Origin of the sequence: Cognatazoarcus halotolerans, assembly GCF_009800965.1 — a bacterium.
Classification (GTDB): domain Bacteria; phylum Pseudomonadota; class Gammaproteobacteria; order Burkholderiales; family Rhodocyclaceae; genus Cognatazoarcus; species Cognatazoarcus halotolerans.
On record NZ_WUAF01000003.1, the window covers coordinates 190,852 to 215,811 of the forward strand.

Consider the following 24,960-nt stretch of genomic DNA (forward strand, 5'->3'; position numbering starts at 1 on the left):
ACGAAAAACGAAGGAGACAGCCATGTCATTGATCCGCAAGATCCATCACGTCGCGTACCGCTGCAAGGACGCGCTCGAAACTGCCCGCTGGTACGAGAAGCACCTGAGCATGAAGCTGGTGCTTTCGATTGCCGAGGATGCGGTGCCATCCACCGGCGAGGCCGACCCCTACATGCACATCTTCATGGACGCGGGCATGGGCAACGTGCTGGCGTTCTTCGAGCTGCCGACCCGCAAGGCCATGGGGCGCGACGAGAACACCCCGGCCTGGACCCAGCACCTGGCGCTCGAGGTGGACTCGGTCGAAACTCTCATGGCGGCCAAGGCGCGCCTCGAGGCCGGGGGCGTCGAGGTGGTCGGCCCCACCGACCACGCGCTGTTCCAATCCATCTATTTCTTCGACCCCAACGGCCACCGTCTCGAACTTGCCGCAAACACGCTGCGGCCGGGCATGCTCGAGGCCCTCGACGAAGTGAAGTGGGACATGCTCGAGGAATGGGCGCAGACCAAGAAGGCGCCCAAGCACGCCGCCTGGATGCACGACGGACGCTACAAGGAGATGTTCCAGTGAAACTTGCAACCCTCAAGACAGGCGGGCGTGACGGCACGCTGGTGGTGGTCAGCCGCGACCTGACCCGTTGCCGCGCGGTGCCGGTGATTGCCCGCACGCTGCAGGCTGCGCTCGATAACTGGGGCGAACTCGAGGTGCAACTGCGCCAGGTGTATGAGGCGCTCAACAGCGGTGCGCTCGAAGCCGAGCCCTTCGATCCCGCGGCCTGCCATTCGCCGCTGCCGCGGGCCTACCAGTGGGCAGACGGTTCGGCCTATATCAACCATGTGGAACTGGTGCGCCGGGCACGCAATGCCGAGGTTCCGGCTTCGTTCTACACCGATCCACTGATGTACCAGGGTGGCTCGGACAGCTTCATCGGTCCGCGCGACGCGATCGTTGCCGACGAGGCCTGGGGAATCGACTTCGAAGCGGAGGTCACGGTGGTCACCGGCGACGTGCCGCTGGGTGCGACCCCGGCCGAGGCGGCGAAGGCGATCCGGCTGGTGATGCTGGTCAACGATGTGTCGCTGCGCAACCTCATCCCCGCCGAGCTGGCCAAGGGCTTTGGTTTCTTCCAGTCCAAGCCGGCCAGCGCCTTCAGCCCGGTGGCGGTGACGCCGGACGAGCTCGGCGACGCCTGGCAGGGCGCCAAGCTCCACCGGCCGCTGGTGGTGCATCTCAACGGCAAGCTGTTCGGCAAGCCGGAGGCCGGCGTGGACATGACCTTCGATTTCGGCCAGCTGATCGCCCATGTGGCGAAGACGCGCGAACTCGAGGCGGGCTCGATCATCGGCTCGGGCACCGTCTCCAACAAGCAGGGCGACCTGTGGGGGTCGTCGATCGACAACGGCGGCGTGGGCTACTGCTGCCTCGCCGAGCTGCGTACCTACGAGACCATCGAGCAGGGCAAGCCGCAGACGCCCTTCATGAAGACTGGCGATACGGTCACGGTCGAGATGCTTGATGCCGCGGGCGAGAGCATCTTCGGCCGCATCGAAAACACCGTGGCGCCGCTCGCGCGCTGAGCATTGCAGCAAGACGGAGGAGACAAGGACATGAAAAAAATCATTCGAAGTGGCGTGCTCGCCATCTGTGCAACTCTCGGTGCGGGTGGCGTCGGCGCGGCCGACCCGATCATCCTCAAGGTGGCGCATTTCTGGCCGCCCACGGCGATGAGCCAGCAGAAGGTGCTGGAACCCTGGTGCGCGAAGATCGAGAAGGACTCGGCCGGCCGCATGAAGTGCCAGATCTACCCGGCGATGCAGCTTGGCGGTACCCCGCCGCAGCTGATCCAACAGGTGCAGGACGGCGTAGCCGATATCGTGTGGACGCTGCCCGGCTACACCGCCGGCCGCTACCCCTCGATGGAAGTCTTCGAGCTGCCCTTCATGACCAACCGCGCCGAGCCGGCCAGCCGCGCCGCCTGGCACTACTACGAGCAGTTCGGCAAGGAAGACTTCGCCAAGGTCAAGCCGCTGGCCTTCCATGTGCATGACGAAGGCTATGTTCACAACAACAAGCACCCGATCACCAAGCTGTCGGACTTCCGCGGCCTCAAGATGCGCGCACCGACGCGCCTGACCAACAAGATGATCGCCGCCTTCGGCGCCACCCCGGTGGCGATGCCGCTGCCGGCCGTGGCCGAGGCGGTGTCCAAGGGCGTGGTCGACGGCTACGTGCTGCCCTGGGAAGTGATTCCGGCGGTCAAGTTGCACGAGATGACCAAGTACCACTCCGAGACCGACAAATCGCAGCCCTCGCTGTACACCGCGCTGTTCATCGTGGCCATGAACCCGGCCAAGTACGACAGCCTGCCGGACGACCTGAAGAAGGTCATCGACGCCAACTCGGGCGCCGACTTCTCGGCCTCGATCGGCAAGGCCTGGGATGTCTCCGCCCCGCCGGCGCGTGAGAAGGCGGTCGAGCACGGCAACCAGTTCGCCATGATCTCGGCCGACGAGCTGGCCAAGTGGCGCAAGGTCACCGACAAGCTGGCGGCCGGCTGGGTCAAGGAGATGGATGGCAAGGGCTACCAGGGCCAGGCCATGCTCGATACCGCCAAGAGCCTGATCCAGAAGTACAACGCACAATAAGACGACGGCGGCCGGGGCGCATCGCGGGCCCCGGCCGCCGAATCGCCAGCGCGTCCGCGACGCGCGCCTCAGACCGAGAGATTTCCATGGCTGAAGCAATTCCCCGATCCGGCGATGCGCCGGATCCGCGTCCGCGCGACCCCCTCGGACGCTTCCTCTACGGCTGGTCGAAGCTCTCCGCCATCGGCGGCAGCCTGGTGCTGTTCGCCATCTGCGGGGTGTCGGTGTACAGCGTGGTCGGCCGCTGGCTGACCGACGAGCCGGTGCTCGGCGATGTCGAGCTGGTGCAGATGGGCTGCGCGCTCGCCGTGGCCGCCTTCCTGCCCTGGGCGCAGATGAAGAACGCGCACGTGATCGTCGATTTCTTCACCCACACCGCCTCGCCGGCCGTGCGCCGCGTGCTTGACCGCATCGCCGCGATCATCCTGACGGTGCTGGCCTTCATCATCTCCTGGCGCAGTTTTGCCGGCGCCTGGGAGGCCTATCAGACGGGCGAGACCACCATGCTGCTCGGCTGGCCGCTGTGGTGGTCCTACACCACGCTCGGCCCCGGTTTCTTCCTGCTCGGCCTGACCGCCGCCTACACCGCCTGGAAAGGCGTGCTGCACAGCGAAGGGGGCATGGAATGACGAGCGTCGAAATCGGTTTCACCATCGGCGCCTTCACCCTGGTGCTGCTCGCCCTGCGGGTGCACATCGGCATGGCCATGCTGCTCGGCGGCTCCATCGGCTATACCCTGGTGTCCGGCTGGGACCCGCTGATGAGCTACTTCAAGAACCTGGCCTACGGTCGCTTCTCGGTTTACGACCTGTCGGTGGTGCCGCTCTTCCTGCTGATGGGCAACATCGCCTCAAAGGGCGGCCTGTCGCGCCGGCTGTTCGAGGCCACCAACGCCTTCCTCGGCCACTATCCCGGCGGCGTGGCGATGAGCGCCATCGGCGCCTGCGCCGGCTTCGGCGCGATCTGCGGTTCCTCGCTGGCCACTGCCGCCACCATGGGCCAGGTCGCGCTGCCCGAGCTGCGCCGCTGCCACTACTCGCCCTCGCTCGCCACCGGTGCGCTGGCGGCCGGCGGCACGCTGGGCATCCTCATCCCACCCTCGGTGGTGCTGGTGATCTACGCCATCCTGGCCGAGCAGAACGTCGCCGCACTGTTCATGGCCGCGCTGGTGCCGGGGCTCATCGCCATGTTTGGCTACATGCTGGTGGTGAGTCTGTATGCGCGCTTCGTGCCCGGCAGCGGCCCGGCCTCGGCGCCGCTGCCGTGGCGCGCCCGGCTGCATGCGCTGGGCCGGGTGTGGCCGATCCTGGCGGTGTTCGTCACCGTCATCGGCGGCATCTATGGCGGCATCTTCACGCCCACCGAGGCGGCCGCGGTGGGCACCTTCGCCACCACTGCGCTGGCGGTGATCTCGCGCGAGATGCGCTGGCGCGAGTTCGTCGCGGCGGTGCTCGGCGCGGCCGAGGCGACGGCGATGATCTTCCTGATCCTGCTCGGCGCCGACGTGCTCAACGCCTTCCTGGCGCTGTCGCAGATGCCGGTGGCGATCGCCGAATGGGTGCTGGGCAGCGGTCTGCCGCCGATGCTGGTGCTGTTCGCGATGATCCTCGCCTACCTCGTGCTGGGCTGCGTGATGGACAGCCTGTCGATGATCCTGCTCACCATCCCGGTGTTCCTGCCGATCATCATGGGGCTGGATTACTGGGGGCTGGATCAGGGCGACAAGGCGATCTGGTTCGGCATCCTCGCCTTGATGGTGGTCGAGATCGGCCTGATCACGCCGCCGGTCGGCATGAACGTGTTCATCATCAATTCGCTGGCCAAAGACGTCCCGATGAAGGAGACCTTCCGCGGCGTGCTGCCTTTCCTTGCCTCGGATCTGCTGCGCATCGTGCTGATCGCCTTCTTCCCCGCCATCGCGCTGTGGCTGGTCCATCTGCTCGGTGGTTGAAGACCCCGGAGATCCTCATGAAGCTTTACACCTACTTCCGTTCATCCGCGGCCTACCGCGTGCGCATCGCCCTCGGCCTCAAGGGCATCGAATACCAGAGTGTGGCGGTGCACCTCGTGAAGGAGGGTGGGCAGCATCGCAAGCCCGCCTACCTGGCGGTCAATCCGGCCGGCCTGGTGCCTGCGCTCGAGACCGAAGACGGCACCCTGCTGACGCAGTCGCTGGCGATCATCGAGTATCTGGACGAGTGCCACCCCGAGCCCCCGCTGCTGCCCGGCAGCGCGCTGGATCGCGCACGCATCCGCGGCATCGCCCAGGCGGTGGCATGTGACATTCATCCGGTGAATAACCTGCGCGTGCTCAAGTACCTGCAGGGGCCGCTGGGGGTGAGCGACGAGCAGAAGAACGCGTGGTACCGGCACTGGGTGGAGCAAGGTCTGGCCACCGTCGAGGCGATGTTGCTGCAGGCGTCCCGGCGCGGCCGCTTCTGCCATGGAGACACGCCGACGCTGGCGGACTGCTGCCTGGTCCCGCAGGTCTACAATGCGCGGCGTTTCGACTGCAGGCTCGATGACCTGCCGACCGTGACAGCGATCGTCGACGCCTGCGAGGCCCTGCCGGCCTTCCAGGCTGCGGCGCCCGCAGTGCAGCCGGACGCTGAGTGAGCTTCGTGCGAAGCCGCCGCCGCATTGTTGCGGCAGCGGACGTTTTTCCCCATCACTGCCGAAGCATGACCAGCCCGATTCCGGCGCGCACCATGCACCGGGATCGGGTCGGCTGAAACGTGTGCCGGATCAGGCACCCAGTTCGTAGCGCAGCAAGCCGCGCTTGCCGGCGCCGAGCAGCATGGCGTGCTCTTCGGTACGGTTGCCCGCCTTGAGGTGCACCGTATATTCACCGGCGGGCAGCGGGCCGACCACGCACTTGCCGTGGGCACGGGCGAGGATCACCCGCCGGCCGCTGGCATCTTCAACGCGGACCTGGATCGCGTCCGATGTCTCTTCATCGGTGGTCCGCGCGACCGGACGCAGGGTCAGGGGAAACAATGCGGCCTGTGCCGCCTCTTCTTCGGCGCGTCCCCGGGTACGGGAGTTGCGCTTGCTTTCTACGCCAGTCATCGATTGCTTTCCGGTCAGCGGAGCTGCATGTGCGGTGCCCGCGGCAGTGGGGACGGCCAGGGCTACGGCGGCGGTGCACAGCAATTGGCGCATGGCCAGATCGGATTTCCTGCTCATGTCGAACTCCGTGGTGCGATGGACGTTGTGCGTCCATTGTCGGCCTGAGGCCGAAGGTTGAGAAGGGTAGTTGGGGACTGATTATTGCAGTGCAAGAGGGTTCCCCGAATTTTCGTATTTCTTTCTGACGAACAGGGTTTCAGCATGTAAATAGATCGCATTTCAGGTTTCCAGCGCAAGTGCGGTCGGCGCGGGGGCGGGTGCCTGAGGTGTGTCGCCCAGTTCGATGCGGCGCCGGTGATGACGGGCAAGGCTGCTGCGATGGGCGACGCTCACCACGGTCGTGTCCGGCAGCTCGCGTTGCAGCAACTCGTAGAGGCGGGCTTCGGTGGCTTCGTCGAGCGCCGAAGTCGCTTCGTCCAGGAATACCCAGCGTGGCTTTTTCAGGAGGACCCGCGCAAAGGCCAGGCGCTGCTGCTCGCCGGGCGACAGTTCGCGACTCCAGTCGCGACGGGTGTCGAGCCGATGAGCCAGTTCAGGCAGAAGAACTTCGTCCAGCACCTGCTGCAGGCGTGCATCCGACGCATCGTACTCATCACCGAGTACTTCGCGCAAGCTTCCCGCCGGCAGGTAGGGCTGCTGTGGCAGGAACAGGCTGTCCGCTTCCGCAGGTACGGTGAGCGAGCCTCTGCCATGCGGCCACAGTCCGGCCAGCGCGCGCAGCAGAGTGCTCTTGCCGATGCCCGAGGGGCCGGCAATGAGCGCGTGCTCTCCCGGGGACAGCGTCAGGGCGTCGAGGCGACCGAGGACCGTACCGTCGGGTCGGCGCGTCTCGAGGCCCTCGATCGTGACACCTTCGCCACCGGTGCTGCGGCTGATCCCGCTGCGGCCCGCCTGTGCATGGGTTGCGGCGATGGCCGCTTCGAAACCGCTCAGGCGGTCAATGGTGGCAAACCATTCGGCGAGGCTGGCGTAGGCATCGACGAACCAGCTGGTCGCGCCCTGGACCTGGTCGAAGGCCTGGGCGGTCTGCATCAGTCCGCCCAGTTCGATGCCGCCCGAGAAATAGCGCGGTGCCGCGGCCAGAAAAGGAAAGATCACCGCGAGCTGGCCGTAACCGGACGAAAACCAGGTGAGCCGTTTGATGCGCAGGATCAGGGCGTACCAGTTGTCGAGCAACAGGCCGAAGGCGCCTTTGAGGCGTACCTGCTCGGCCTGCTCGGAGCGCGACAGGGCGATCGCCTCGCCGTGCTCGCGAGCGCGCACCAGGCCGAAGCGGAAATCCGCCTCGCGGCGCTGCTGCTCGGCATTGAGATGCGTCAGCGGCCGGCCCAGCCGGTGGATCAGCCAGGAGCCGACGATCGAATAGACCAGTGCCGCCCACAACATGAAACCGGGGATGCGGATGCCGCCGGCGACCGGCAGCACATAGTCGCCCGACAGCACCCACAGGATGCCGGCGAACGAAACCAGGGTCACCACCGCGTTGAGCAGGCCCAGCCCGAGTTCCAGCGTGGACGACACGAACAGCCGCACGTCCTCGGCGATCCGCTGGTCCGGGTTGTCCGGGCTGCCGCCGTCGGCGAAGCGCATGCGGTACTGGATACCGCTCTCCAGCCAGCGCCCGAGCAGGCGCGCGGTCATCCATTCGCGCCAGCGCATCTGCAGCAGCTGGTTGAGATAGAGGCGATACACCGCGGCGACAATGAAGGCCGTGGCGAGGCCCGAGAAGATCAGCAGCTGGTGGCCGAAAGCGGCGGCGTCCTTGCCCTGCAGGCTGTTGTAGAAAGCGCTGTTCCAGCTGTTGAACTGGACGTTCAGCCACACGGTGCCGAGGGTCAGGCCGACCACCCCGACGAGCAGGGCCAGCGCCGGGCGGCTCTCGCGGGTGCGCCAGAACGGGGCGGCCAGTCGCCACGCCAGGACCAGTCGGTTGGGCCGTACCGGTGGGGACGACATGTCAGGCGTCCATCTCGAGTTCGAGCACGATGGTTCGGCCGGCGATGAGTTCCATCCGGTGCAGGGTGGTGTGCCCGGAGGTCTTGACCAGCAGCGTACACGGGCCGGCCTGCAGGCCGCCGAAGCTGCAATGCCCATGCACCGGGCTCTGCAGCAGTTTGTGCCCGTGCCCGTCGAGCAGCCGAAGTTGGGCGGCCGGATCGGGCACACCCCGCCAGCGCGGTTCCAGGGTAAGACTGGCGTTCCGGGACTGGCCATTGCGCACGGCGTCCGACCTGTGCCCGGCTGCGCGAACCTGTGCACTGCTGTTGGGGAGAGCCTCGGGGAGGTCGTCGTCGGCGAGGGCCGGGATGCTGTCGGCGCCGAGCGCGAAGGCGATCGCCGCCGCACGCATGAAGCCGCGCAGGATTGGATCTCTTGTTCGTCGGGATGTCATCCGTTCATCGCCTTGTGGATAGCGCGGCCCCGTCGCGAGGACGGGGCCGGTGTGGGTCGTCAGCCGAGCTCGATCGGCACGAAGATGCGCGCATCCTGGCGCTGCACAAGCACCGCGATGTGCTTGCCCGATTTGCCGACAGCGCTCTTGAGCTGGTCCACGCTGTCGATCGCCTTGCCATTGACGGCCAGGATCAGGTCACCCTGCTGGATGCCGGCGCGGGCCGCAGGTCCGGCTGCATCGAGGACCAGCAGACCGCCCTTGGTGTCGGCCTGCTGTTGTTCCTCCGGGGTCAGCGGACGAACCGCCACACCGAGCCGCCCCTGGTCCGCGGGCGAGCTGTCGTTTGCCGCGGTCTGGGTGTCCTTGAGTTCGCCCACCGTGACCGTGATGTCCTTGCGCGCACCCTTGCGCCACACCGTCAGATCGGCCTTGGTACCGGGCTTCATCGCGGCGACGAGTGGAGGCAGGTCGCTCGAGTTGCCGATGTCGCGGCCGTCGACGCCGAGGATCACGTCACCCGGTTCGAGCCCGGCCTTGGCAGCCGGGCCATTCTTTTCGACCTGGCTCACCAGCGCGCCGTTGGCGGATTTGAGTCCAAAGGACTGGGCCAGACCCTGATTGAGGTCCTGGATCATGACGCCCATGCGACCGCGGGTAACCTTGCCGCTGGCAAGGATCTGGTCCTTGACATGGGCCGCGACGTCGATCGGGATGGCGAAGGAAAGACCCTGGTAGCCGCCCGAGCGGGAATAGATCTGCGAATTGATACCCACGACTTCCCCCTTGAGGTTGAGCAGCGGGCCGCCCGAGTTGCCCGGGTTGACCGCCACGTCGGTCTGGATGAACGGCACGTAGCCTTCGTCGGGCAGGGAGCGGGATTTGGCCGAGATGATGCCGGCGGTCACGCTGTTCTCGAAGCCGAACGGCGAGCCGATGGCGAGCACCCAGTCGCCGACCCGCGCGCTGGCCGGATCGCCGAGCGCCACCGTAGGCAGGTTGGTGGCGTCGATCTTCAGCACCGCCACATCGGTGGGTTTGTCGATGCCGATCACCTTGGCGGTGAATTCGCGCTTGTCGGTGAGCTTGACGCGTACCACATCGGCTTCGGCGACCACGTGTGCATTAGTCAGGATGACGCCATCCGGGCTGATGATGAAGCCCGAGCCCTGGCCGCGCACCATCTGCTCGCCCTGCGGCATCTGGAACTGCGGGCCGAAGCGGCGGAAGAACTGCGAGAACGGATCATTGGGGTCGAGGTTGCCGAAGGGGCTTGCGGCACGCGCGGAAGTCTTGACCGTGCCTTCCACACTGATATTCACCACCGCCGGACCGTTGCGTTCGACGATCGACTCGAAATTCGGCATCGAGATGGTAGGTACCGTCGGCGCCGCAGCCGGCGCAGTGGCCATGGTGCTGACCGGAGCCGGCGCAGCATGCGCCGACGAGACCGAGTGACGCGCGAATTCGTAACCGCCGCCAACGGCCAGGGCCACGGCCAGCGCACCTGCGGAGAGTTTGAGTGCGGTTGTGTTCATGTCTGACTCCTTGCGTGAAGAACTGCGAGGGCTTCTCGCGATGGAGTCACTGTAGGCGCACGCAACTTAAAGCTGACTTAAGGAACGATCGGGCGGTCGCACCTCGTCGCTGCAGACAGGGCTAAGCTCGCTGCCGGCGAGGTCTAGGGCGACCTATTGTTTGGCAAAGAGCTGTCCGATGTCGGCGAAGGCCTTGAACTCGAGGGCGTTGCCCGATGGGTCGAGGAAGAACATGGTGGCCTGCTCGCCCGGCAGGCCGGCGAAGCGGATATGGGGTTCGATGATGAACGCGACGCCGGCAGCCCTGAGGCGGGCGGCGAGCGCATGGAAGTCGTCCATTGCCAGCACCACGCCGAAGTGCGGCACCGGGACCTCGTCACCGTCGACCGCATTGCTGGCCTGACGGCCACCGCGACCGGGTGCGAGATGGGCAACGATCTGGTGGCCGTACAGGTCGTAGTCGATCCAGTGATCGGCGCTGCGGCCTTCCGCGCAGCCCAGTAAGCCACCGTAGAAGGCGCGCGCGGCGTCGAGATCGTCGACCGGGAATGCGAGATGGAAAGGTTGGACGGGCATGGTTGTCTCCTCGAGTGCGGGCACGTTGTCACTTGCCGTCGATAGGGGCAGACTCTCACCGGACTTGGTGTGAATCGTTTGCCAACACTATACGTTCGGGAGTGGATCATGGGAAAAGGCAGGGGGGCGTATACCGGCGCGGTGCTGCTCGCGGCGACGACGCTGTTTGTGGCGGCCTGTGGTGGCGGGGGAGGTGGCAGTGACGGAAGCGGTTCGGGCACCCTCTCAGTGTCGCTCACCGACTCGCCGGCCTGCGGTTTCGACGAAGTCAACGTCTCGGTAGACAGGGTGCGGGTGCATCGGAGCGCGAGCGCAGCCGATACGGATGCCGGCTGGCACGAAATCGTGCTGCCCACGACGCGACGCATCAATCTGCTGGATCTGACCAATGGCGCACTCGAATCGCTCGGCGAAACGCAGCTGCCCGCAGGCCGGTATACGCAGATGCGTCTGGTATTGGCCGCCAACGGTGGCGCGACGCCGATGGCCAACTCGGTGGTGCTGAGCGGCTCCGGGAACGAAATCGCGTTGACGACCCCGAGCGGCCAGCAGAGCGGCCTGAAAATGAACATGGACGTCGATGTGCCGGAGGGGAAGGTGGCCGATGTGGTAATCGACTTCGATGCCTGCAAGTCGGTCGTCAAGCGGGGCAATTCCGGCCTCTACAACCTCAAGCCGGTGCTCAGCGCGATCACGGTGCTTTCGGACGCGGGGATGCGGGTGATCGGCTACGTCGCGCCGGCGATTGCAGGCACGTCTACGACCGTGTCGGTGCAGTCGAACGGCGTCCCGGCGAAGGCCTCACCGCCTGACGCGAATGGCCGCTTCGAGCTTTACCCGGTACCGGCGGGCACCTACGACCTCGTCGTCAGCGCGGCGGGCCGCGCGACTGCGGTGGTGACCGGGGTGCCGGTCGTCAACACCGCGCCCACCTCGGTCAATACCGCCGGACAGCCGATCGATCCGCCATCGTCCGCCGAGCGCCGGGCCGCAGGGACCGTCCTGAACAGCGACGCCAGCGTGCCGGCGGCGATCGTAAGCGCGCTCAAGCCGCTCGCGGGCGGGGCAAGTGTCGAGGTGGCCGCGCAGCCGACCGACGCACTTGGCGGAACGTATGCCTTCGACCTGCCGGTGGCCAGAGCGGTGCGGGCCGCATACGTGGTCAGCCCCCAAGTGCTGTCGTTCGCGCCGGATCAGGCCGCGCCGGCCGGTGCCTATGTGCTCGAGGCGACAGTCGATGGCCGCGCGCCCCAACAGGCCGACATCGATCTCAGCACTGCGCCGGACGGCGAGGATTTCGTCTTCGCGCCGTGACGCTCAGCTTTCGTACGGCGCCGGCGGGAAGCCGACCCGCACGCGCAGGCCACCGGAATCCGAGGCTTCGAGCAGCAACGCGGCGCCGTGACGATCGGCAATCGCTTTGACGATCGCCAGGCCGAGGCCGCTGCCGGGTTGTTCCTGGCCGGCGTGGCGGTAGAAGCGGTCGAGGACCCGCTCGCGTTCGGCCGGTGCGATCCCTGGCCCGGAGTCGCTGACTTCGAGCCAGACGAGGTCCGCTTGCCTGCGTACCGCGACGTCGACGCTACCGTTCCCGGGCGTGTAGCGGATCGCGTTGTCGACCAGGTTGCCAAGCAGCGTACGCAGTGCGGCCGGGTCGGCGCGGACGATCGCGGTGTCATCGAGGGTGGTTGCGCCGAGGTCGATCCCGCCGGCGTCGGCCATCGGCGCGTGTTCGGCCAGTACGCTTCGCGCCAGATCGGCCAGCGGTACCGTCTCGTGGATCTGGCGTGTGGCGCCGTCGGGCTCCTGGCGGGCCAGGGTGAGCAGTTGCTGTACCAGGTGGATCGCCCGCTGCAGGCCCTGACGCAGTTCGGCAAGGGCGGCCTTGCGCTCGATCTCGTTGTCGGCACGTTCGGTCAGCTGCAGCTGCAGCTGCAGCGCGGTGAGCGGGGTGCGCAGTTCGTGGGCGGCGTCGGCAACGAAGGCTCGCTGCGCGGCCAGCGCGTGATCGAGACGGCCCAGCAGGCCATTGAGCGATTCGACCAGCGGTTGGGCCTCCGCCGGTACGTCCCGGCTCGAGAGCGGTGCCATGGCGTCCGGGCGGCGGCTGCGCACTGCGCCGGCGAGGCGGTCGAGCGGACGCAGGCCGCGGCCCACGAGATACCAGATGATGAAACCCATGAGCGGCAGGATCAGCAGCAGGGGGCTCAGTGTGCGCAGTGCCGCACCCGCGGCCATGCCGCTGCGCACGCGCATCGGCTGGGCGACCTGGATCACCCGGTCGTGCAGCGGCACCGAGAACACCCGCCAGCTTCCTTCGCTGGTGGCCACCGTCGTGTAGCCGAACTGGGCGCGATCGGGCAGTACCGTGTGCGGATGCGACAGATAGAGCCTCAGCCCGTGGCCGTCCCAGATCTGGATGACGATGTCGAAGGCTTCCTCGGGCGCGACGATGGGCGCCGCCGGCTGCCCGAAACTCTGGTCGCGTAGCGACAGCGCGAACTGGCGCAGATGGTAGTCCATCACCTCGTCGATCTCGACGCGGGCCATGCCGTAGGTGGCGATGCCACCCACCAGGAAAACCGCCACGACGGCGCCGAGGAGGCTTACCAGCAGTTCGCGGCGCAGCGATTTCATGGCGATTCGGGCACGTAATAGCCGACGCCGCGCAGGTTGCGCACCCATTCCGCGCCGAGTTTGCGTCGCAGTGCGTGGATATGGACCTCGATGGCGTTGCTCTCGACCTCCTCGCCCCAGCCGTAGAGCCGCTCCTCGAGTTGGGTGCGCGACAGCGGCCGGCCTGCGGCATCCATGAGCGTCTGCAGCAGGGCGAACTCGCGCGCGGAGAGGCGGATCGGCTCGCCGTCGAGGCTCACCGAGTGGGCCGCCGGATCGAGTACCAGGCGGCCGCGGGTGATCAGCGGCTCGGCCTGCGCGCGCTGACGGCGGGCCAGCGCGCGTACCCGTGCGGCGAGCTCGTCGAGATCGAAAGGCTTGACCAGGTAGTCGTCGGCGCCGGCATCGAGCCCGCGTACCCGGTCGCTGACCGAATCGCGGGCGGTCAGCACCAGTACCGGCAACGGATTCTTCTCGGCACGCAGCCGGTTGAGGACTTCGATGCCGTCGCGTCGCGGCAGGCCAAGGTCGAGCAGCATCAGTTCGAAAGGCGTGTCGCGCAGCGCCAGTTCGGCGGCCACGCCATCGCGTACCCAGTCGACCGCGTGGCCATCCTGGCGCAGGCCGCGCTGCACGCTGGCGCCGATCATCGCATCATCCTCGACCAGCAGGATTCTCACGCGGCCTCCCGCCGGGCGAGGAAATGGGGGGCGAGCAGCCGAGCCAGTCGCGCGGCTTCGGCATACACATCGGGGTGCCGACGGAAGGTGTCGCGAAGCTGGCGCCAAGGGGGGCTGTGCCGATGCAGTAGCTCGTGAATCAGCGTGTCGAGCAGCTCGAGCGCACGCGCTTGGTCGAGTTTGGCGAGGTAGCGGCCGTTCAGGCACAGCGTGTCGGATAGCCAGCGATACTGCCCCAGGGTGCGGCTCGCCTCGCCGATGCGCACGGCGTCGATGCGACGCGGCGGGGAAAGGTGCGGCAGGCGGGCGGCGATCGTCGCCATGGCCAGTTCGATGTCGCGCAGGCTCATTGCCGTTCAGGCGCGGCGTCCCCGGATCACACGCCCCAGGTGACCGGCACCTTGTCGCGCAGCGAGTATTCCATGAGCTCGATCAGCGGCACCGCACGTTGGGCAAGGCTGATCAACTGTACCCCGGTCTTGGGATCGACCCCGGGGTCTTCGCTGCCATGCTCGGCCTGACGGGTCTTGTCTTCCTGCACCGCGGCCTTGAGCTTCGCGATGGCGTCCGGCAACTGCTCGACCGTGACGATTCCCTTCGCATCGTTCTGGTCCTTGCCGATGATCTCCAGCATCTGCTTGCCGTTCTTGCCGAACATGATGACGTCGCCGCTGGCGGCGGATTTGAAGGTGATCAGCATGGTCGCGCTCCGGCTTTGATGGTAGTGACCGGATTGTAGCCCCGCTCGCGCCGGGGCGTCGGCGATGTACCTCGCTCTCGCGCCCTGCCGTATTTCGTGTAACTTATGCGGACGGGCTCGTTACGCAGTGCCTGGTCACCCCGAGATGCAGTCGAGAACAGCGTGTCAAGCGATTCCAGCGATATCTTTCTTTATGACGTACGAAATCTTCCGACCAGTCTGCGGGTCGCCTTTGCGCTTCGCCAGATGCTCGAAGATCCGGGTACCGACCTGGCACAGATCGAAGACCTGTTGCGTGCCGAACCGGTACTTGCGTCAGCGCTGATCCGGGCAGCCAACGCATCGTCCTACGGTTCGCCGATGATGCATCCGTCGGTGAGCGAAGCGATCCAGAAACTTGGTTTTTCGGCGGCACGGGTACTCTCCATCTCCCTGGCCGTGCAGCAGCTTCAGCGCGGCATCGGGAATGCAAGTGCGCGCTTGATGGCCGAGGAGCTGTGGGAGTTCACCTTCGAAGTGGCCTGTCTGTGTGAAGCGGTCGCGGTTTTTGATCGCTCGCCGACACCGGAGCTGTCGATGCTCCATGGCCTCACGCATACCTTGCCGCAGTTCGCCTTTCTGGCCAGCCTGAACAACTCGCGCACGGCACGTTTCGATCGCAGCCAGATTCTCGATCTTGCGCGACGCGCGCACCTGCCGAGCCTCTACCGGATTCTCACCGATCTGGGTCTGGAGGAATTGGCGCATCCTTCCGAGCCAGATCAGGTGCGAATCGATCTGGCCAAGACTGCGACGCGCATGAGATCGCCCTTCGCGTCGGAACACGACATTCCCTTCGATGCGACGATTCTCGGCCCTGCCGAATGGTTCGAGCAGGCCCAGCGCCGGGTTGACAAGCTCAAGCTGATGATCAACTCAGCGAACGCGCCGCGTTATTGAGTCTTTGGGGGCTGTGGTTCAGCCTGGCCTGTCTTCGCGTCCGTTGCTTTCGCGGATCACCTCTCCCTCGATGATCAGACCGCCCGGTGGGTGGTCCCGCATCTGCTTGCGCAGGTCGCGTGTCTTCCACCACAGATAGCCCCACACCACCGCGCCGGCCGTCAGCACGACGGCGAACAGCATGACCGAGAACATCAGCGCGAGACCGAACACGCCAACGGTGGCCAGTGCAGTGAAGAACTTGCGCAACGGGCTCATCGGCGTGGTTTGCCCTCGCGCAAAACTCTGGAAAAACCTGATCTGTTCCGGATCGATCCGCATCGTGAATCCTTTTCATTGCCACCCTTTCACGGGGGGCGGGGTGTCAGGGCCACGGGCCGATGGCCCACATGGCTGCGGCTTTTGCTGCACGCAGGCAATTCGGACCGCGCCCGGGCGGATTGATTCCCGACCGAGGCGATCGGGTGCAGTCGGAGGCGGTCGCAGCGTTCCCGCTGCGCGTACATGAGCGAACCCCCGAAAACATTGCGGCCATTCCACGATGTTCCGTGGAATGGCCGCAGATCACGGCCCGCAGGCCGTATTGCCGGTCAGCCCCGCGCTGCGGCGAGCGCCTGGTTGAAGGTCGTGCTGGGGCGCATCACCGCCTTGCACTTTTCCGATTCGGCAATGTAGTAACCGCCGATATCGACCGGCTTGCCCTGCACCGCGGCGAATTCCTCGACGATCTTCTGCTCGTTTTCGGTCAATGCCTTGGCAAGCGGAGCGAAATGGGCGGCCAGCTCCTTGTCCTCGGTCTGGGCGGCCAGCGCCTGGGCCCAGTACATCGACAGGTAGAACTGACTGCCCCGGTTGTCGAGCTCACCGGTCCGCGGCGAGGGCGACTTGTTGTTGTCGAGCAGCTTGCCGGTGGCTTCGTCGAGCGTCTTGGCGAGGATCTTGGCCTTGGGGTTGCCGCTCTTGATGCCGAGCTCCTCGAGCGAGACCGCCAGCGCGAGAAATTCGCCAAGCGAATCCCAGCGCAGGTGGTTTTCCTCGACCAGCTGCTTGACATGCTTGGGTGCCGAACCGCCCGCCCCGGTTTCGTACATGCCGCCGCCGGCCATCAGCGGAACAATGGAAAGCATCTTGGCACTGGTGCCCAGTTCCATGATCGGGAACAGGTCGGTGAGGTAGTCGCGCAGGATGTTGCCGGTGACCGAGATGGTGTCGAGACCGCGGATGACACGCTCGAGGGTGTAGCGCATGGCGCGCACCTGCGACATGTGCTGGATGTCGAGGCCGGTGGTGTCGTGATCCTGGAGGTAGGTCTCGACCTTCTTGATCAGCTCGTTCTCGTGCGGACGATACGGGTCGAGCCAGAAGATCGCCGGCATGCCGGAATTGCGGGCGCGGGTGACGGCCAGCTTGACCCAGTCGCGGATCGGCGCGTCCTTGACCTGACACATGCGCCAGATGTCGCCCTCTTCGACGTTCTGCGAGAGCAGCACCTCGCCGGTGGCGAGATCGGTGATGTTGGCGACGCCTGCTTCGGGAACCTCGAAGGTCTTGTCGTGCGAGCCGTATTCCTCGGCCTGCTGGGCCATCAGGCCGACGTTGGGCACCGTGCCCATGGTGGTCGGGTCGAAGTTGCCGTTGGTCTTGCAGAAGTTGATCATCTCCTGGTAGATGCGGGCGAAGGTCGATTCCGGCATGACCGCCTTGCAGTCCTTGGGACGGCCGTCGGCGCCCCACATCTTGCCACCGATGCGGATCATGGCCGGCATCGAGGCATCGACGATGACGTCGCTGGGCGAATGGAAGTTGGTGATGCCCTTGGCCGAGTCGACCATCGCCAGTTCGGGGCGGTGCTCGTGGCAGGCGTGCAGGTCGCGCAGGATTTCCTCGCGGCGGGACTCGGGCAAGGTGGCGATCTTGTCGTAGAGGTTGGACATGCCGTTGTTGACGTTGACGCCCAGCTCCTCGAACAGCGCCGCGTGCTTCTCGAAGGCGTCCTTGTAGAAGATCCGCACGCAGTGACCGAACACGATCGGGTGCGAAACCTTCATCATCGTCGCCTTGACGTGCAGCGAGAACATCACGCCGGTTTCGCGCGCGTCCTCGAGTTGCTCTTCGTAGAACTCGCACAGCGCCTTCTTGCTCATGAACATCGAGTCGATGATCTCGCCATCCTGCAGCGAGACCTTGGGCTTGAGCACGATCGACTTGCCGCTCTTGGTGAGCAGTTCCATCTTTACGTCGCGCGCCTTGTCGAGCGTCATCGACTTTTCGCCGTGGTAGAAATCGCCATGGGTCATGTGCGCCACGTGGGTGCGGGAAGCCATGCTCCACTTGCCCATCGAATGCGGGTTCTTGCGGGCGTAGTTCTTGACGGCCAGCGGTGCGCGGCGGTCGGAGTTGCCTTCGCGCAGCACCGGGTTGACCGAACTGCCGAGGCAGCGTGCGTAGCGTGCCTTGATTTCCTTCTCTTCGTCGGTCTTCGGGCTCTCCGGGAAGTCGGGCACCTTGTAGCCGCGTTTCTGCAGTTCCTTGATCGCCGCGGTGAGCTGCGGAACCGATGCGCTGATGTTCGGCAGCTTGATGATGTTGGTCTCGGGCAGCAGAGTGCGGCGGCCGAGGTCGGCAAGCGTGTTCGGAACCTTCTGCTCGTCGCTCAGGTAATCGGGAAACTCGGCAAGGATGCGTGCCGATACGGAGATGTCCGCCTTTTCGATTTCGACGCCGGCCGGCTCGGTAAAGGTGCGGATGATCGGCAGGAACGCACAGGTCGCCAGCAGCGGCGCCTCATCCGTGAGTGTGTAGATGATCTTCGACTTCTTTTCAGCCATGTTCTTCCCCTGATTGTTATATGACATGCCGCCTTGCGAATGCTCGAGCGAACCGCAACTCCCCCCGCGAACCGACTCTGGCGTTACACAGCCGCTAAGTGTAATGAATTCTGCGGGTGAGTTCAGAGTTGGCCCCGCAGTTTCGGCCATTTTTTCGGCAAGAATGGATTTGCTTTCCGTCACCGGAACACCCGGCCGCGCCGGGGCGAAGCGGCGACAATCCGCACACGTCGTGCCGATCGGTGGCGAAGATTCGCACACTGTGTCTGTGTGCGCACCGATGCCGATTTTCAACGCCTTGATTGAAAAGAAAAAAATGATCGGCTTGGGTCTGGCGCGGAGCTTGCGATAGGCTAGGTCGAGTCGAGCGCATGTTGTCGGGTTCGGCGACCATAACAATCGAGGAGACATGAGCATGAAAGCAGTGAGCAAAATCCTGGTAGGCCTGTGCGCAATCGCAATGGTGCCGCTGGCCGCCGCCGAGCAGAAATTCGTCAACATACTGACCGGTGGCACCAGCGGTGTTTACTACCCGCTCGGGGTCGCCCTGTCTCAGCAATTCGGCAAGGTCCTGCCCGATGCGAAGATCAGTGTGCAATCGACCAAGGCGAGCGCCGAGAACCTCAATCTGCTCCAGGCCGGTCGCGGCGAGGTAGGCTTTGCTCTGGGCGACGTGGTTTCCGATGCCTGGAAAGGCGAGGCCGAAGCCGGTTTCAAGGCGCCCCTCAAGAAGCTGCGGGCTTTCGCCGCGATCTATCCGAATTACATCCAGATCGTCGCCTCGAAGGAGTCCGGCATCAAGACGCTTGCGGATCTGAAGGGCAAGCGGGTCTCGGTCGGGGCGCCCAAATCGGGCACCGAACTCAATGCACGTTCGGTCCTCAAGGCAGCGGGATTGGCCTACGGTGATCTCGGCAAGGTTGAATATCTCCCCTTCGGCGAATCGGTCGAACTGATCAAGAACCGTCAGCTCGATGCGACCCTGCAGTCAGCCGGCCTCGGTGTGGCCTCGTTGCGTGATCTTGCGTCGTCGATGGACATCGTGGTGGTGCCGGTGCCCGCCGACGTGGTGGCGAAGATCGGTGACGCGGCCTACCAGCCCGGCGTGATCCCCGCCAATACCTACACCGGCCAGACGGCAGACACCCCGACAGTCGCGATCCGCAACATCCTGGTGACCCACGAAGGTGTCGATGCCGACGCCGTGTATGCCATGGTGAAGGCAATGTTCGGCAACATGGACGCGCTGGTCGCCGCCCACGCCGCGGCCAAGGGGATCAAGCTAGAGAGCGCCGCGAGCGGTCTGCCCCTGCCCCTGCATCCGGGTGCCGAGCGCTTCTTCAAGGAAGCGGGCGTCCTCAAGTAAGCGCTCCGGCGGCCGGCAACACCGGTCGGTTGCTGCCTTTTTCCTGGGACGCCGTCGTCGCGGCCGGGTCGCGTCGGCAGGCCGCGACGGCGGACCAGGGGGCCTTGATGCCCGGTCCGCGTATTCGATATCAGAGCCAGATGAATCGATGCATCCGCAACCGGGTGCAGGGAGATCCGCATGTCGGAGATGAACGAAGGTGCCGTGAGGTCGTTTGGCTGGTCGGACGGCGGCGCGGCAAGATTGCTTTTTGTGGTCGGTGTGTTGTTCTCGGCCTTTCAGATCGTCACCGCTTCGTTCAGCCCGCTCTCGTCGAGCGTGGTGCGCGCGGTGCACGTCGGTTTCCTGCTGTTCATGGCCTTCGGCCTGTTCCGCGGGGGTGCCGACCGTCCGTTGCAGAGTGCCTTCTCCTGGCTGCTGGCGGCGGTCGGTTTTGCGCTCGCCTTCTACCACTGGATCTACGAGGGTGATCTCATCCAGCGCGCGGGTGATCCCACGACGCTGGACCTGTTCGTCGGTGGCATCACGGTGTTGCTGGTGTTCGAGGCGACCCGACGGGTGATCGGTTTCGCGCTGCCGCTGATCTGCTCGCTGTTCCTGGCCTACGCGCTGTTCGGCGAATACCTGCCGGGCGAACTCGGCCACCGTGGCTATGCCCTGTCGCAGGTGATCGACCAGCTCGGCTTCGGTACCGAGGGCATCTACGGCATTCCGATCTACGTTTCGTCGAGCTACATCTTCCTGTTCATTCTCTTTGGCACCTTTCTCGAGCAGGCCGGCATGATCCGCCTGTTCACCGACGTGGCGCTCGGCACCGTCGGCCATACCCGTGGCGGGCCGGCGAAGGTGGCGGTGGTGTCCTCGGGCCTGATGGGCACGATCAGCGGCTCCGGCGTGGCCAACGTGGTCACCACCGGCCAGTTCACGATTCCGCTGATGAAGAAGTTCGGCTATCGCGCGGAGTTCGCCGGTGGGGTCGAGGCGACCAGCTCGATGGGCGGCCAGATCATGCCGCCGGTAATGGGCGCGGTGGCCTTCATCATGGCCGAGACGATCGGCGTGCCCTATGTCGATATCTGTCTCGCCGCGGCGATCCCCGCGGCGCTGTATTTCTTCACCGCCTTCTGGATGGTGCATCTGGAGGCCGGCCGCGCCGGGCTGATGGGCATGCCCAAGGCCGAATGCCCCGACGCGTGGGCTGCCGTCAAGCGCGACTGGCACCTTCTGCTGCCGCTGGTGGTGCTGGTGTGGCTGCTGTTCTCCGGGTTCACGCCCCTGTTCTCGGGTACGGTCGGGCTCGCGCTCACCGCCATGCTGATCTTCGGCGGGGCGGTAGCGGTGGGCATCCGCGGCACCGGGCTGCGGGTTGCCTTCTGGATCGTGCTGGCGCTGGTTTCAAGCGCCTTCATCAAGTACGGCATCGGGGTGTTCTATGTCGCAATCACCGCGCTGGTGATCGCCTGTGCCTTTGTCACAGGCGGCCGTGCCACTCTCAAGATGACCGTCGAGGCGCTCGGCGAAGGCGCCAAGCACGCCTTGCCGGTGGGCGTGGCGTGCGCGCTGGTGGGGGTCATCATCGGCACCCTGACGCTGACCGGTGCGGCCACCACGGTGGCCGGCTCGATCATCTCGCTCGGCAAGGACAACATGTTCCTGTCGCTGGTGCTCACGATGCTGATCTGTCTCACCCTCGGCATGGGCATCCCGACCATTCCCAACTACATCATCACTTCGTCGCTGGCCGCGCCGGCCCTGCTCGAGCTGGGCGTGCCGCTGGTGGTCAGCCACATGTTCGTCTTCTACTTCGGCATCATGGCGGATCTCACGCCGCCGGTGGCGTTGGCCGCCTTTGCCGCCGCGCCGATCGCCCGTACCAGCGGCCTCAAGATCGGCATGCAGGCGATGCGCATCGCAATTGCCGGCTTCGTGATTCCGTACATGGCGGTGTATGCGCCCGAGCTGATGCTGCAGGGCGACTGGACGATCGCCTCGGTGGCCTACATCGTGTTCAAGGCACTGCTCGCGATCGTGTTGTGGGGCGGCGCTTCGATCGGGTACCTGGGCAAGGCGCTGAATCTGCCCCAGCGGCTCCTGGCCGGCGCTGGCGCGGCGATGATGGTGACCGCCCAGCCGCTGACCGACGAGATCGGTTTCGGGCTGGCGGCGGTGTTCTTCCTCTGGAACTTCGTTGCGGTGCGGCGCAGCGGTGCGACGCGGGGCTGACGGGCGGCATGGGTCCGTTCGGCGCGCGCTGTGAAAAAGCCGCTGTCGCCTGGCGCGGCGGCCGGGATATCCTTCCCGGCCATCTCCTCCCTGGGGGCGACGCCTGCCCCGACGCGATGCCTGGTTCCCCGATGATGCCGACCTCCCGCTTCGTGCTGCGCCTGCTGATGGTGCTCTGCGCGGCCTGTGCGGTCGGCGCCGCCAGCTACCGGCAGTTCCTTGCCAGCGAGTGCGCGCAACTGGCCGAGGCCAGCGCCACCCGGCTCGACTTCTATCGCACTACCCTGGTGCAGACGCTCGAAGAGTTCCGCCTGCTGCCTGAGGTCCTCGGACTGGATCGGCGCGTGAATGAACTGCTGAGCGCGCCGCACGACTCCGCGCTGCGCGACGCGGTGAATCGCTATCTTGAAAGTGTTTCCCACGATGCCGCGATCCACGCCGTTTTTTTGGTGGATGCGGACGGCTTGACGCTTGCCTCCAGCAACTGGCAGGACAGATTGTCCTTCGTCGGGCACAACTACGGTTTCAGGCCGTATTTCCAGTCGGCGATGCAGGGACGGCCGGGGCGCTTCTACGGCGTGGGGGTGACCACCCAGGAGGCCGGCTTCTTCCTCTCCGCGCCGGTGCGTCGCGACGGGCGGGTGGTGGGCGTGATGGTGGTCAAGATCCGCCTCGATGCGCTCGAGGATGCGTGGCGCCGCTCCGGCGAGTTGCTGCTGGTGTCGGATCGCCTCGGCGTGGTGCTGCTGGCCTCTTCTCCGGGCTGGAAGTTTCGGAGCCTGCTGCCGATCTCTGATCCGGCGCGGGCGCGTCTGGCGCATACCCGGCAGTATCTGCATGCCGACCTCAGGCCGCTCGTCGCCTCGGACGGCGCGCCGCTGCTCAAGGCGGACGGCAGCGGCAGGCAGGTGCGGCTCGCCCCCGACGCACAGCCCTTCGTCCAGGGCCGGGCGCAGGTACGCGATTACCTGACCCAGTCGCAACTGGTGTCGCCCTACGAATGGCGACTGCTGATCATGAGCGATCTTGCCGAGGCGCGTGCCGCGGCGCTGACGCGTGCGTTGACCGTGACCCTGGCGGTGCTGCTGGTGCTCTCGGCCGCGGTGCTGTGGCGCATGCGGCGCCGGCGCGCGCAGGAGCGCAGTGCCGCACGCCAGGCGCTCGAGCGGAGCCAGGCCGATCTCGAGGCACGCATCGCCGAACGTACCGAAGCCCTGGTGGCGGCCAACCGCTCGCTCGAGGGCAAGGTGCTGGCGCTCAAGGACGCCGAGCAGATCCTCACCCGCACCCGCGATTCCGCGGTGCAGGCCGGCAAGCTGGCGGTGCTCGGGCAGATGTCGGCCGGCATTACCCACGAGATCAACCAGCCGCTCGCGGCGCTCACCACGCTGGCCGACAATGCCGGGCGCCTGATTGAACTCGGCCGTGACGAGGAGGCCTGCGAAAACCTCCACACCATCCGCGACCTTGCCCAGCGCATGGGCCGCATCGTCGCCCAGCTGAAGACCTTTGCCCGGCGCGGCGAAGCTTCACCCGAGCCGGTCGCGGTGGCGGCCTCGGTGAGCAATGTGCTGCGGCTGCTGGCGACGCGCGGGCTGCGCCCCGAGATCGTGGTGCGGGTCGAACACCGCGAGCCGTCGCTGGCCGCGCAGGCCGATCCGATCCGCTTCGAGCAGGTGCTGCTCAACTTGGTGATGAACGCCGCCGATGCGATGGAAAAGCAGCCCTCGGGCGAACTTCTGATCCTCAGCGAGTCGCGCGACGGGCAGGCCGTGGTGACACTGCGCGACAACGGTCCCGGCATACCCGAAGTCGTGCTGCCGCACCTCTTCGAACCGTTCTTCACCACCAAGCCGGCAGGCAAGGGGCTCGGTCTCGGTCTCGTGATCTCGCGGATGATCATCGAAAGCCTCGACGGACGGCTCGATGCCGGCAACAACGAAGGCCGCGGCGCCTGGTTCCGGGTATCCCTGCCGCTTGCCGTGGGGCTCGCCAACCATGACTGATCCGGTTCAGGCGCTCGTCGTCGAAGACGATCCGGTGGTCTGCAAGGGGGTGCTGCAGGCGCTCGACCTCGCCGGAATCACGGCACGCGGCTTCGACCGCGCCGAGAGCGCCCTGGCCCTGCTCGATGCCGGTTTCGGCGGGGTGCTGGTGTGCGACGTGCGCCTGCCCGGCATGGATGGCCTGGCCTGTCTCGCCGAGGTGCAGCGGCGTGACGGCGAGATCCCGGTGATCCTCATGACCGGCCACGGTGGCATCTCGATGGCGGTGCAGGCGATGCGCGAGGGCGCCTACGACTTCATCGAAAAGCCCTTTACCTCCGACCGGCTCTGCGATGTCGTGCGGCGTGGCCTCGACCGGCGCCGGTTGGTGCTCGAGAACCGCCGTCTGAAGGAGCAGGTGCTCGAGAAAAAATCGGTCTTCCTGCTCGGCGACAGCGCGCCGATCCAGCACATCCGGCGCATGGTCGCAGCGATCGGTCCGACCGAGGCTGACGTGCTGATCTACGGCGAAACCGGGACCGGCAAGGAAGTCGTGGCGCGGGCCCTGCATGCCGCCAGTGGCCGTAGCGGCGAGTTCGTGGCGATCAACTGCGCGGCCTTGCCGGAGAGCGTATTCGAGAGCGAAATCTTCGGTCACGAGGCTGGTGCCTTCACCGGCGCGCTCAAACGGCGGATCGGCAAGATAGAGTTCGCGCGCGCCGGCACCCTGTTCCTCGACGAGATCGAGAACATGTCACCGCAGCTGCAGGTCAAGCTGCTGCGCGTGCTGCAGGAGCGTGTCGTCGAGCGTCTCGGCAGCAACCAGGCCATTCCGGTCGATTGCCGCATCATCGCCGCCAGCAAGGCGGATCTGAAGGCCTTGTCGGATGCCGGCGAGTTTCGTGCCGACCTCTATTACCGGCTCAACGTGGTGTGCCTCGAGCTGCCACCGCTGCGTGCGCGAAAGTCCGACATTGCGGTGCTGGCGGCGCATTTCCTGATCCAGGCGGCCAGCCGCTACCACTGCCCGGCGCCGGCGCTGGGCGGGCGCGAGCTGGAGGCATGGATGGCGCACGATTGGCCCGGCAATGTGCGTGAGCTGCGTAACGCGGTGGACCGCTTCTGCCTCGGCGTGGTTGCCGCCGAGCCGATGCCGCAAGCCGGCGGCGCGGGCCTGGTCAGGCGGGTCGACCTGTACGAACGGCAGTTGATCGAAGCGGCCCTGCGAAGTTGTGGTGGTAACGTCAGCGCCGCCGCCGAGCTGCTGGAGATCCCGCGCAAGACGCTCTATGACCGGATCAACCGCCACGGCCTCGTGCCGGAGGACTTCCGCGGCGCATAG

The 24,960-nt window shown here is 65.9% G+C and carries 23 protein-coding genes; 12 read left to right on the forward strand and 11 right to left on the reverse strand.

Annotated elements, in window-relative coordinates; all coding sequences use genetic code 11:
- Window positions 1-22: 22 nt before the first annotated feature.
- The 6 genes from GQB03_RS05835 (at window position 23) to maiA (ending at window position 5,262) form a co-directional block, all read left to right on the forward strand.
- Window positions 23-571, forward strand: coding sequence for a VOC family protein (locus GQB03_RS05835; protein ID WP_159685929.1), 549 nt, complete (start codon window positions 23-25; stop codon window positions 569-571).
- The gene (locus GQB03_RS05840; protein ID WP_159685932.1) at window positions 568-1,578 is read left to right on the forward strand and encodes a fumarylacetoacetate hydrolase family protein; all 1,011 of its coding nucleotides are present in this window, start codon (window positions 568-570) and stop codon (window positions 1,576-1,578) included. The genes GQB03_RS05835 and GQB03_RS05840 overlap by 4 nt, the downstream gene beginning before the upstream one ends.
- A 30-nt stretch (window positions 1,579-1,608) precedes the next feature.
- On the forward strand, window positions 1,609-2,646 hold the full coding sequence (locus GQB03_RS05845) for a TRAP transporter substrate-binding protein (protein WP_159685934.1): 1,038 nt from the start codon (window positions 1,609-1,611) through the stop codon (window positions 2,644-2,646).
- An 86-nt stretch (window positions 2,647-2,732) separates the two neighbouring features.
- On the forward strand, window positions 2,733-3,275 hold the full coding sequence (locus tag GQB03_RS05850) for a TRAP transporter small permease (protein ID WP_159685937.1): 543 nt from the start codon (window positions 2,733-2,735) through the stop codon (window positions 3,273-3,275).
- On the forward strand, window positions 3,272-4,597 hold the full coding sequence (locus tag GQB03_RS05855) for a TRAP transporter large permease (protein WP_159685940.1): 1,326 nt from the start codon (window positions 3,272-3,274) through the stop codon (window positions 4,595-4,597). The genes GQB03_RS05850 and GQB03_RS05855 overlap by 4 nt, the downstream gene beginning before the upstream one ends.
- Window positions 4,598-4,614: 17 nt before the next feature.
- Window positions 4,615-5,262 carry a maleylacetoacetate isomerase gene (gene maiA / locus GQB03_RS05860; RefSeq protein WP_159685942.1) on the forward strand — a complete coding sequence of 216 codons (648 nt, stop codon included), beginning with the start codon at window positions 4,615-4,617 and terminating at the stop codon, window positions 5,260-5,262.
- 129 nt (window positions 5,263-5,391) lie between these two features.
- Here the strand turns inward: maiA and GQB03_RS05865 are convergent, their stop codons facing one another.
- From GQB03_RS05865 to GQB03_RS05885, 5 genes are all read right to left on the reverse strand, one after another.
- On the reverse strand, window positions 5,392-5,832 hold the full coding sequence (locus tag GQB03_RS05865; RefSeq protein ID WP_159685945.1) for a hypothetical protein: 441 nt from the start codon (window positions 5,830-5,832) through the stop codon (window positions 5,392-5,394).
- A 162-nt stretch (window positions 5,833-5,994) separates the two neighbouring features.
- Window positions 5,995-7,731: an ABC transporter ATP-binding protein/permease gene (locus GQB03_RS05870; protein ID WP_159685948.1), complete on the reverse strand. Its 1,737-nt coding sequence runs from the start codon at window positions 7,729-7,731 to the stop codon at window positions 5,995-5,997.
- Between the two features lies 1 nt (window position 7,732).
- Entirely contained in the window at window positions 7,733-8,167 is a 435-nt protein-coding gene (locus GQB03_RS05875; protein ID WP_159685951.1) for a hypothetical protein, read from the reverse strand.
- Between the two features lie 59 nt (window positions 8,168-8,226).
- Window positions 8,227-9,705 carry a DegQ family serine endoprotease gene (locus GQB03_RS05880; protein ID WP_159685954.1) on the reverse strand — a complete coding sequence of 493 codons (1,479 nt, stop codon included), beginning with the start codon at window positions 9,703-9,705 and terminating at the stop codon, window positions 8,227-8,229.
- 153 nt (window positions 9,706-9,858) lie between these two features.
- Complete coding sequence (locus tag GQB03_RS05885) at window positions 9,859-10,281, reverse strand: VOC family protein (protein WP_159685957.1); 423 nt, start codon at window positions 10,279-10,281, stop codon at window positions 9,859-9,861.
- A 108-nt stretch (window positions 10,282-10,389) separates the two neighbouring features.
- Between GQB03_RS05885 and GQB03_RS05890 the strand changes: the two genes are divergently transcribed.
- Window positions 10,390-11,595: a DUF4382 domain-containing protein gene (locus GQB03_RS05890; RefSeq protein WP_159685960.1), complete on the forward strand. Its 1,206-nt coding sequence runs from the start codon at window positions 10,390-10,392 to the stop codon at window positions 11,593-11,595.
- A gap of 3 nt (window positions 11,596-11,598) precedes the next feature.
- On the opposite strand, the gene GQB03_RS05895 is transcribed toward GQB03_RS05890, so the two are convergent.
- From GQB03_RS05895 to GQB03_RS05910, 4 genes are read right to left on the reverse strand one after another with little or no spacing between them, the layout of a single operon-like run.
- Entirely contained in the window at window positions 11,599-12,918 is a 1,320-nt protein-coding gene (locus tag GQB03_RS05895) for an ATP-binding protein (protein WP_159685963.1), read from the reverse strand.
- The gene (locus GQB03_RS05900; RefSeq protein WP_159685966.1) at window positions 12,915-13,577 is read right to left on the reverse strand and encodes a response regulator; all 663 of its coding nucleotides are present in this window, start codon (window positions 13,575-13,577) and stop codon (window positions 12,915-12,917) included. The genes GQB03_RS05895 and GQB03_RS05900 overlap by 4 nt, the downstream gene beginning before the upstream one ends.
- On the reverse strand, window positions 13,574-13,927 hold the full coding sequence (locus GQB03_RS05905) for a hypothetical protein (protein WP_159685969.1): 354 nt from the start codon (window positions 13,925-13,927) through the stop codon (window positions 13,574-13,576). The genes GQB03_RS05900 and GQB03_RS05905 overlap by 4 nt, the downstream gene beginning before the upstream one ends.
- Window positions 13,928-13,953: 26 nt before the next feature.
- Window positions 13,954-14,277, reverse strand: coding sequence for a DUF1840 domain-containing protein (locus GQB03_RS05910; protein ID WP_159685971.1), 324 nt, complete (start codon window positions 14,275-14,277; stop codon window positions 13,954-13,956).
- Between the two features lie 162 nt (window positions 14,278-14,439).
- Between GQB03_RS05910 and GQB03_RS05915 the strand changes: the two genes are divergently transcribed.
- Window positions 14,440-15,216, forward strand: coding sequence for an HDOD domain-containing protein (locus GQB03_RS05915; protein WP_159685974.1), 777 nt, complete (start codon window positions 14,440-14,442; stop codon window positions 15,214-15,216).
- An 18-nt stretch (window positions 15,217-15,234) separates the two neighbouring features.
- Here GQB03_RS05915 and GQB03_RS05920 read toward each other — a convergent pair whose 3' ends face one another.
- Both GQB03_RS05920 and GQB03_RS05925 read right to left on the reverse strand, forming a co-directional pair.
- Window positions 15,235-15,537 carry a hypothetical protein gene (locus GQB03_RS05920; protein ID WP_159685977.1) on the reverse strand — a complete coding sequence of 101 codons (303 nt, stop codon included), beginning with the start codon at window positions 15,535-15,537 and terminating at the stop codon, window positions 15,235-15,237.
- A 269-nt stretch (window positions 15,538-15,806) separates the two neighbouring features.
- Window positions 15,807-18,044 carry an NADP-dependent isocitrate dehydrogenase gene (locus tag GQB03_RS05925; protein ID WP_159685980.1) on the reverse strand — a complete coding sequence of 746 codons (2,238 nt, stop codon included), beginning with the start codon at window positions 18,042-18,044 and terminating at the stop codon, window positions 15,807-15,809.
- A 415-nt stretch (window positions 18,045-18,459) separates the two neighbouring features.
- Between GQB03_RS05925 and GQB03_RS05930 the strand changes: the two genes are divergently transcribed.
- The 4 genes from GQB03_RS05930 (at window position 18,460) to GQB03_RS05945 (ending at window position 24,960) form a co-directional block, all read left to right on the forward strand.
- Entirely contained in the window at window positions 18,460-19,410 is a 951-nt protein-coding gene (locus GQB03_RS05930; RefSeq protein WP_159685982.1) for a TAXI family TRAP transporter solute-binding subunit, read from the forward strand.
- 180 nt (window positions 19,411-19,590) lie between these two features.
- On the forward strand, window positions 19,591-21,633 hold the full coding sequence (locus tag GQB03_RS05935; RefSeq protein WP_235026962.1) for a TRAP transporter permease: 2,043 nt from the start codon (window positions 19,591-19,593) through the stop codon (window positions 21,631-21,633).
- 131 nt (window positions 21,634-21,764) lie between these two features.
- Window positions 21,765-23,639: a sensor histidine kinase gene (locus GQB03_RS05940; RefSeq protein WP_159685985.1), complete on the forward strand. Its 1,875-nt coding sequence runs from the start codon at window positions 21,765-21,767 to the stop codon at window positions 23,637-23,639.
- A complete protein-coding gene (locus tag GQB03_RS05945) occupies window positions 23,632-24,960 on the forward strand; it encodes a sigma-54-dependent transcriptional regulator (protein ID WP_159685988.1) in 1,329 nt (442 codons plus the stop codon). The genes GQB03_RS05940 and GQB03_RS05945 overlap by 8 nt, the downstream gene beginning before the upstream one ends.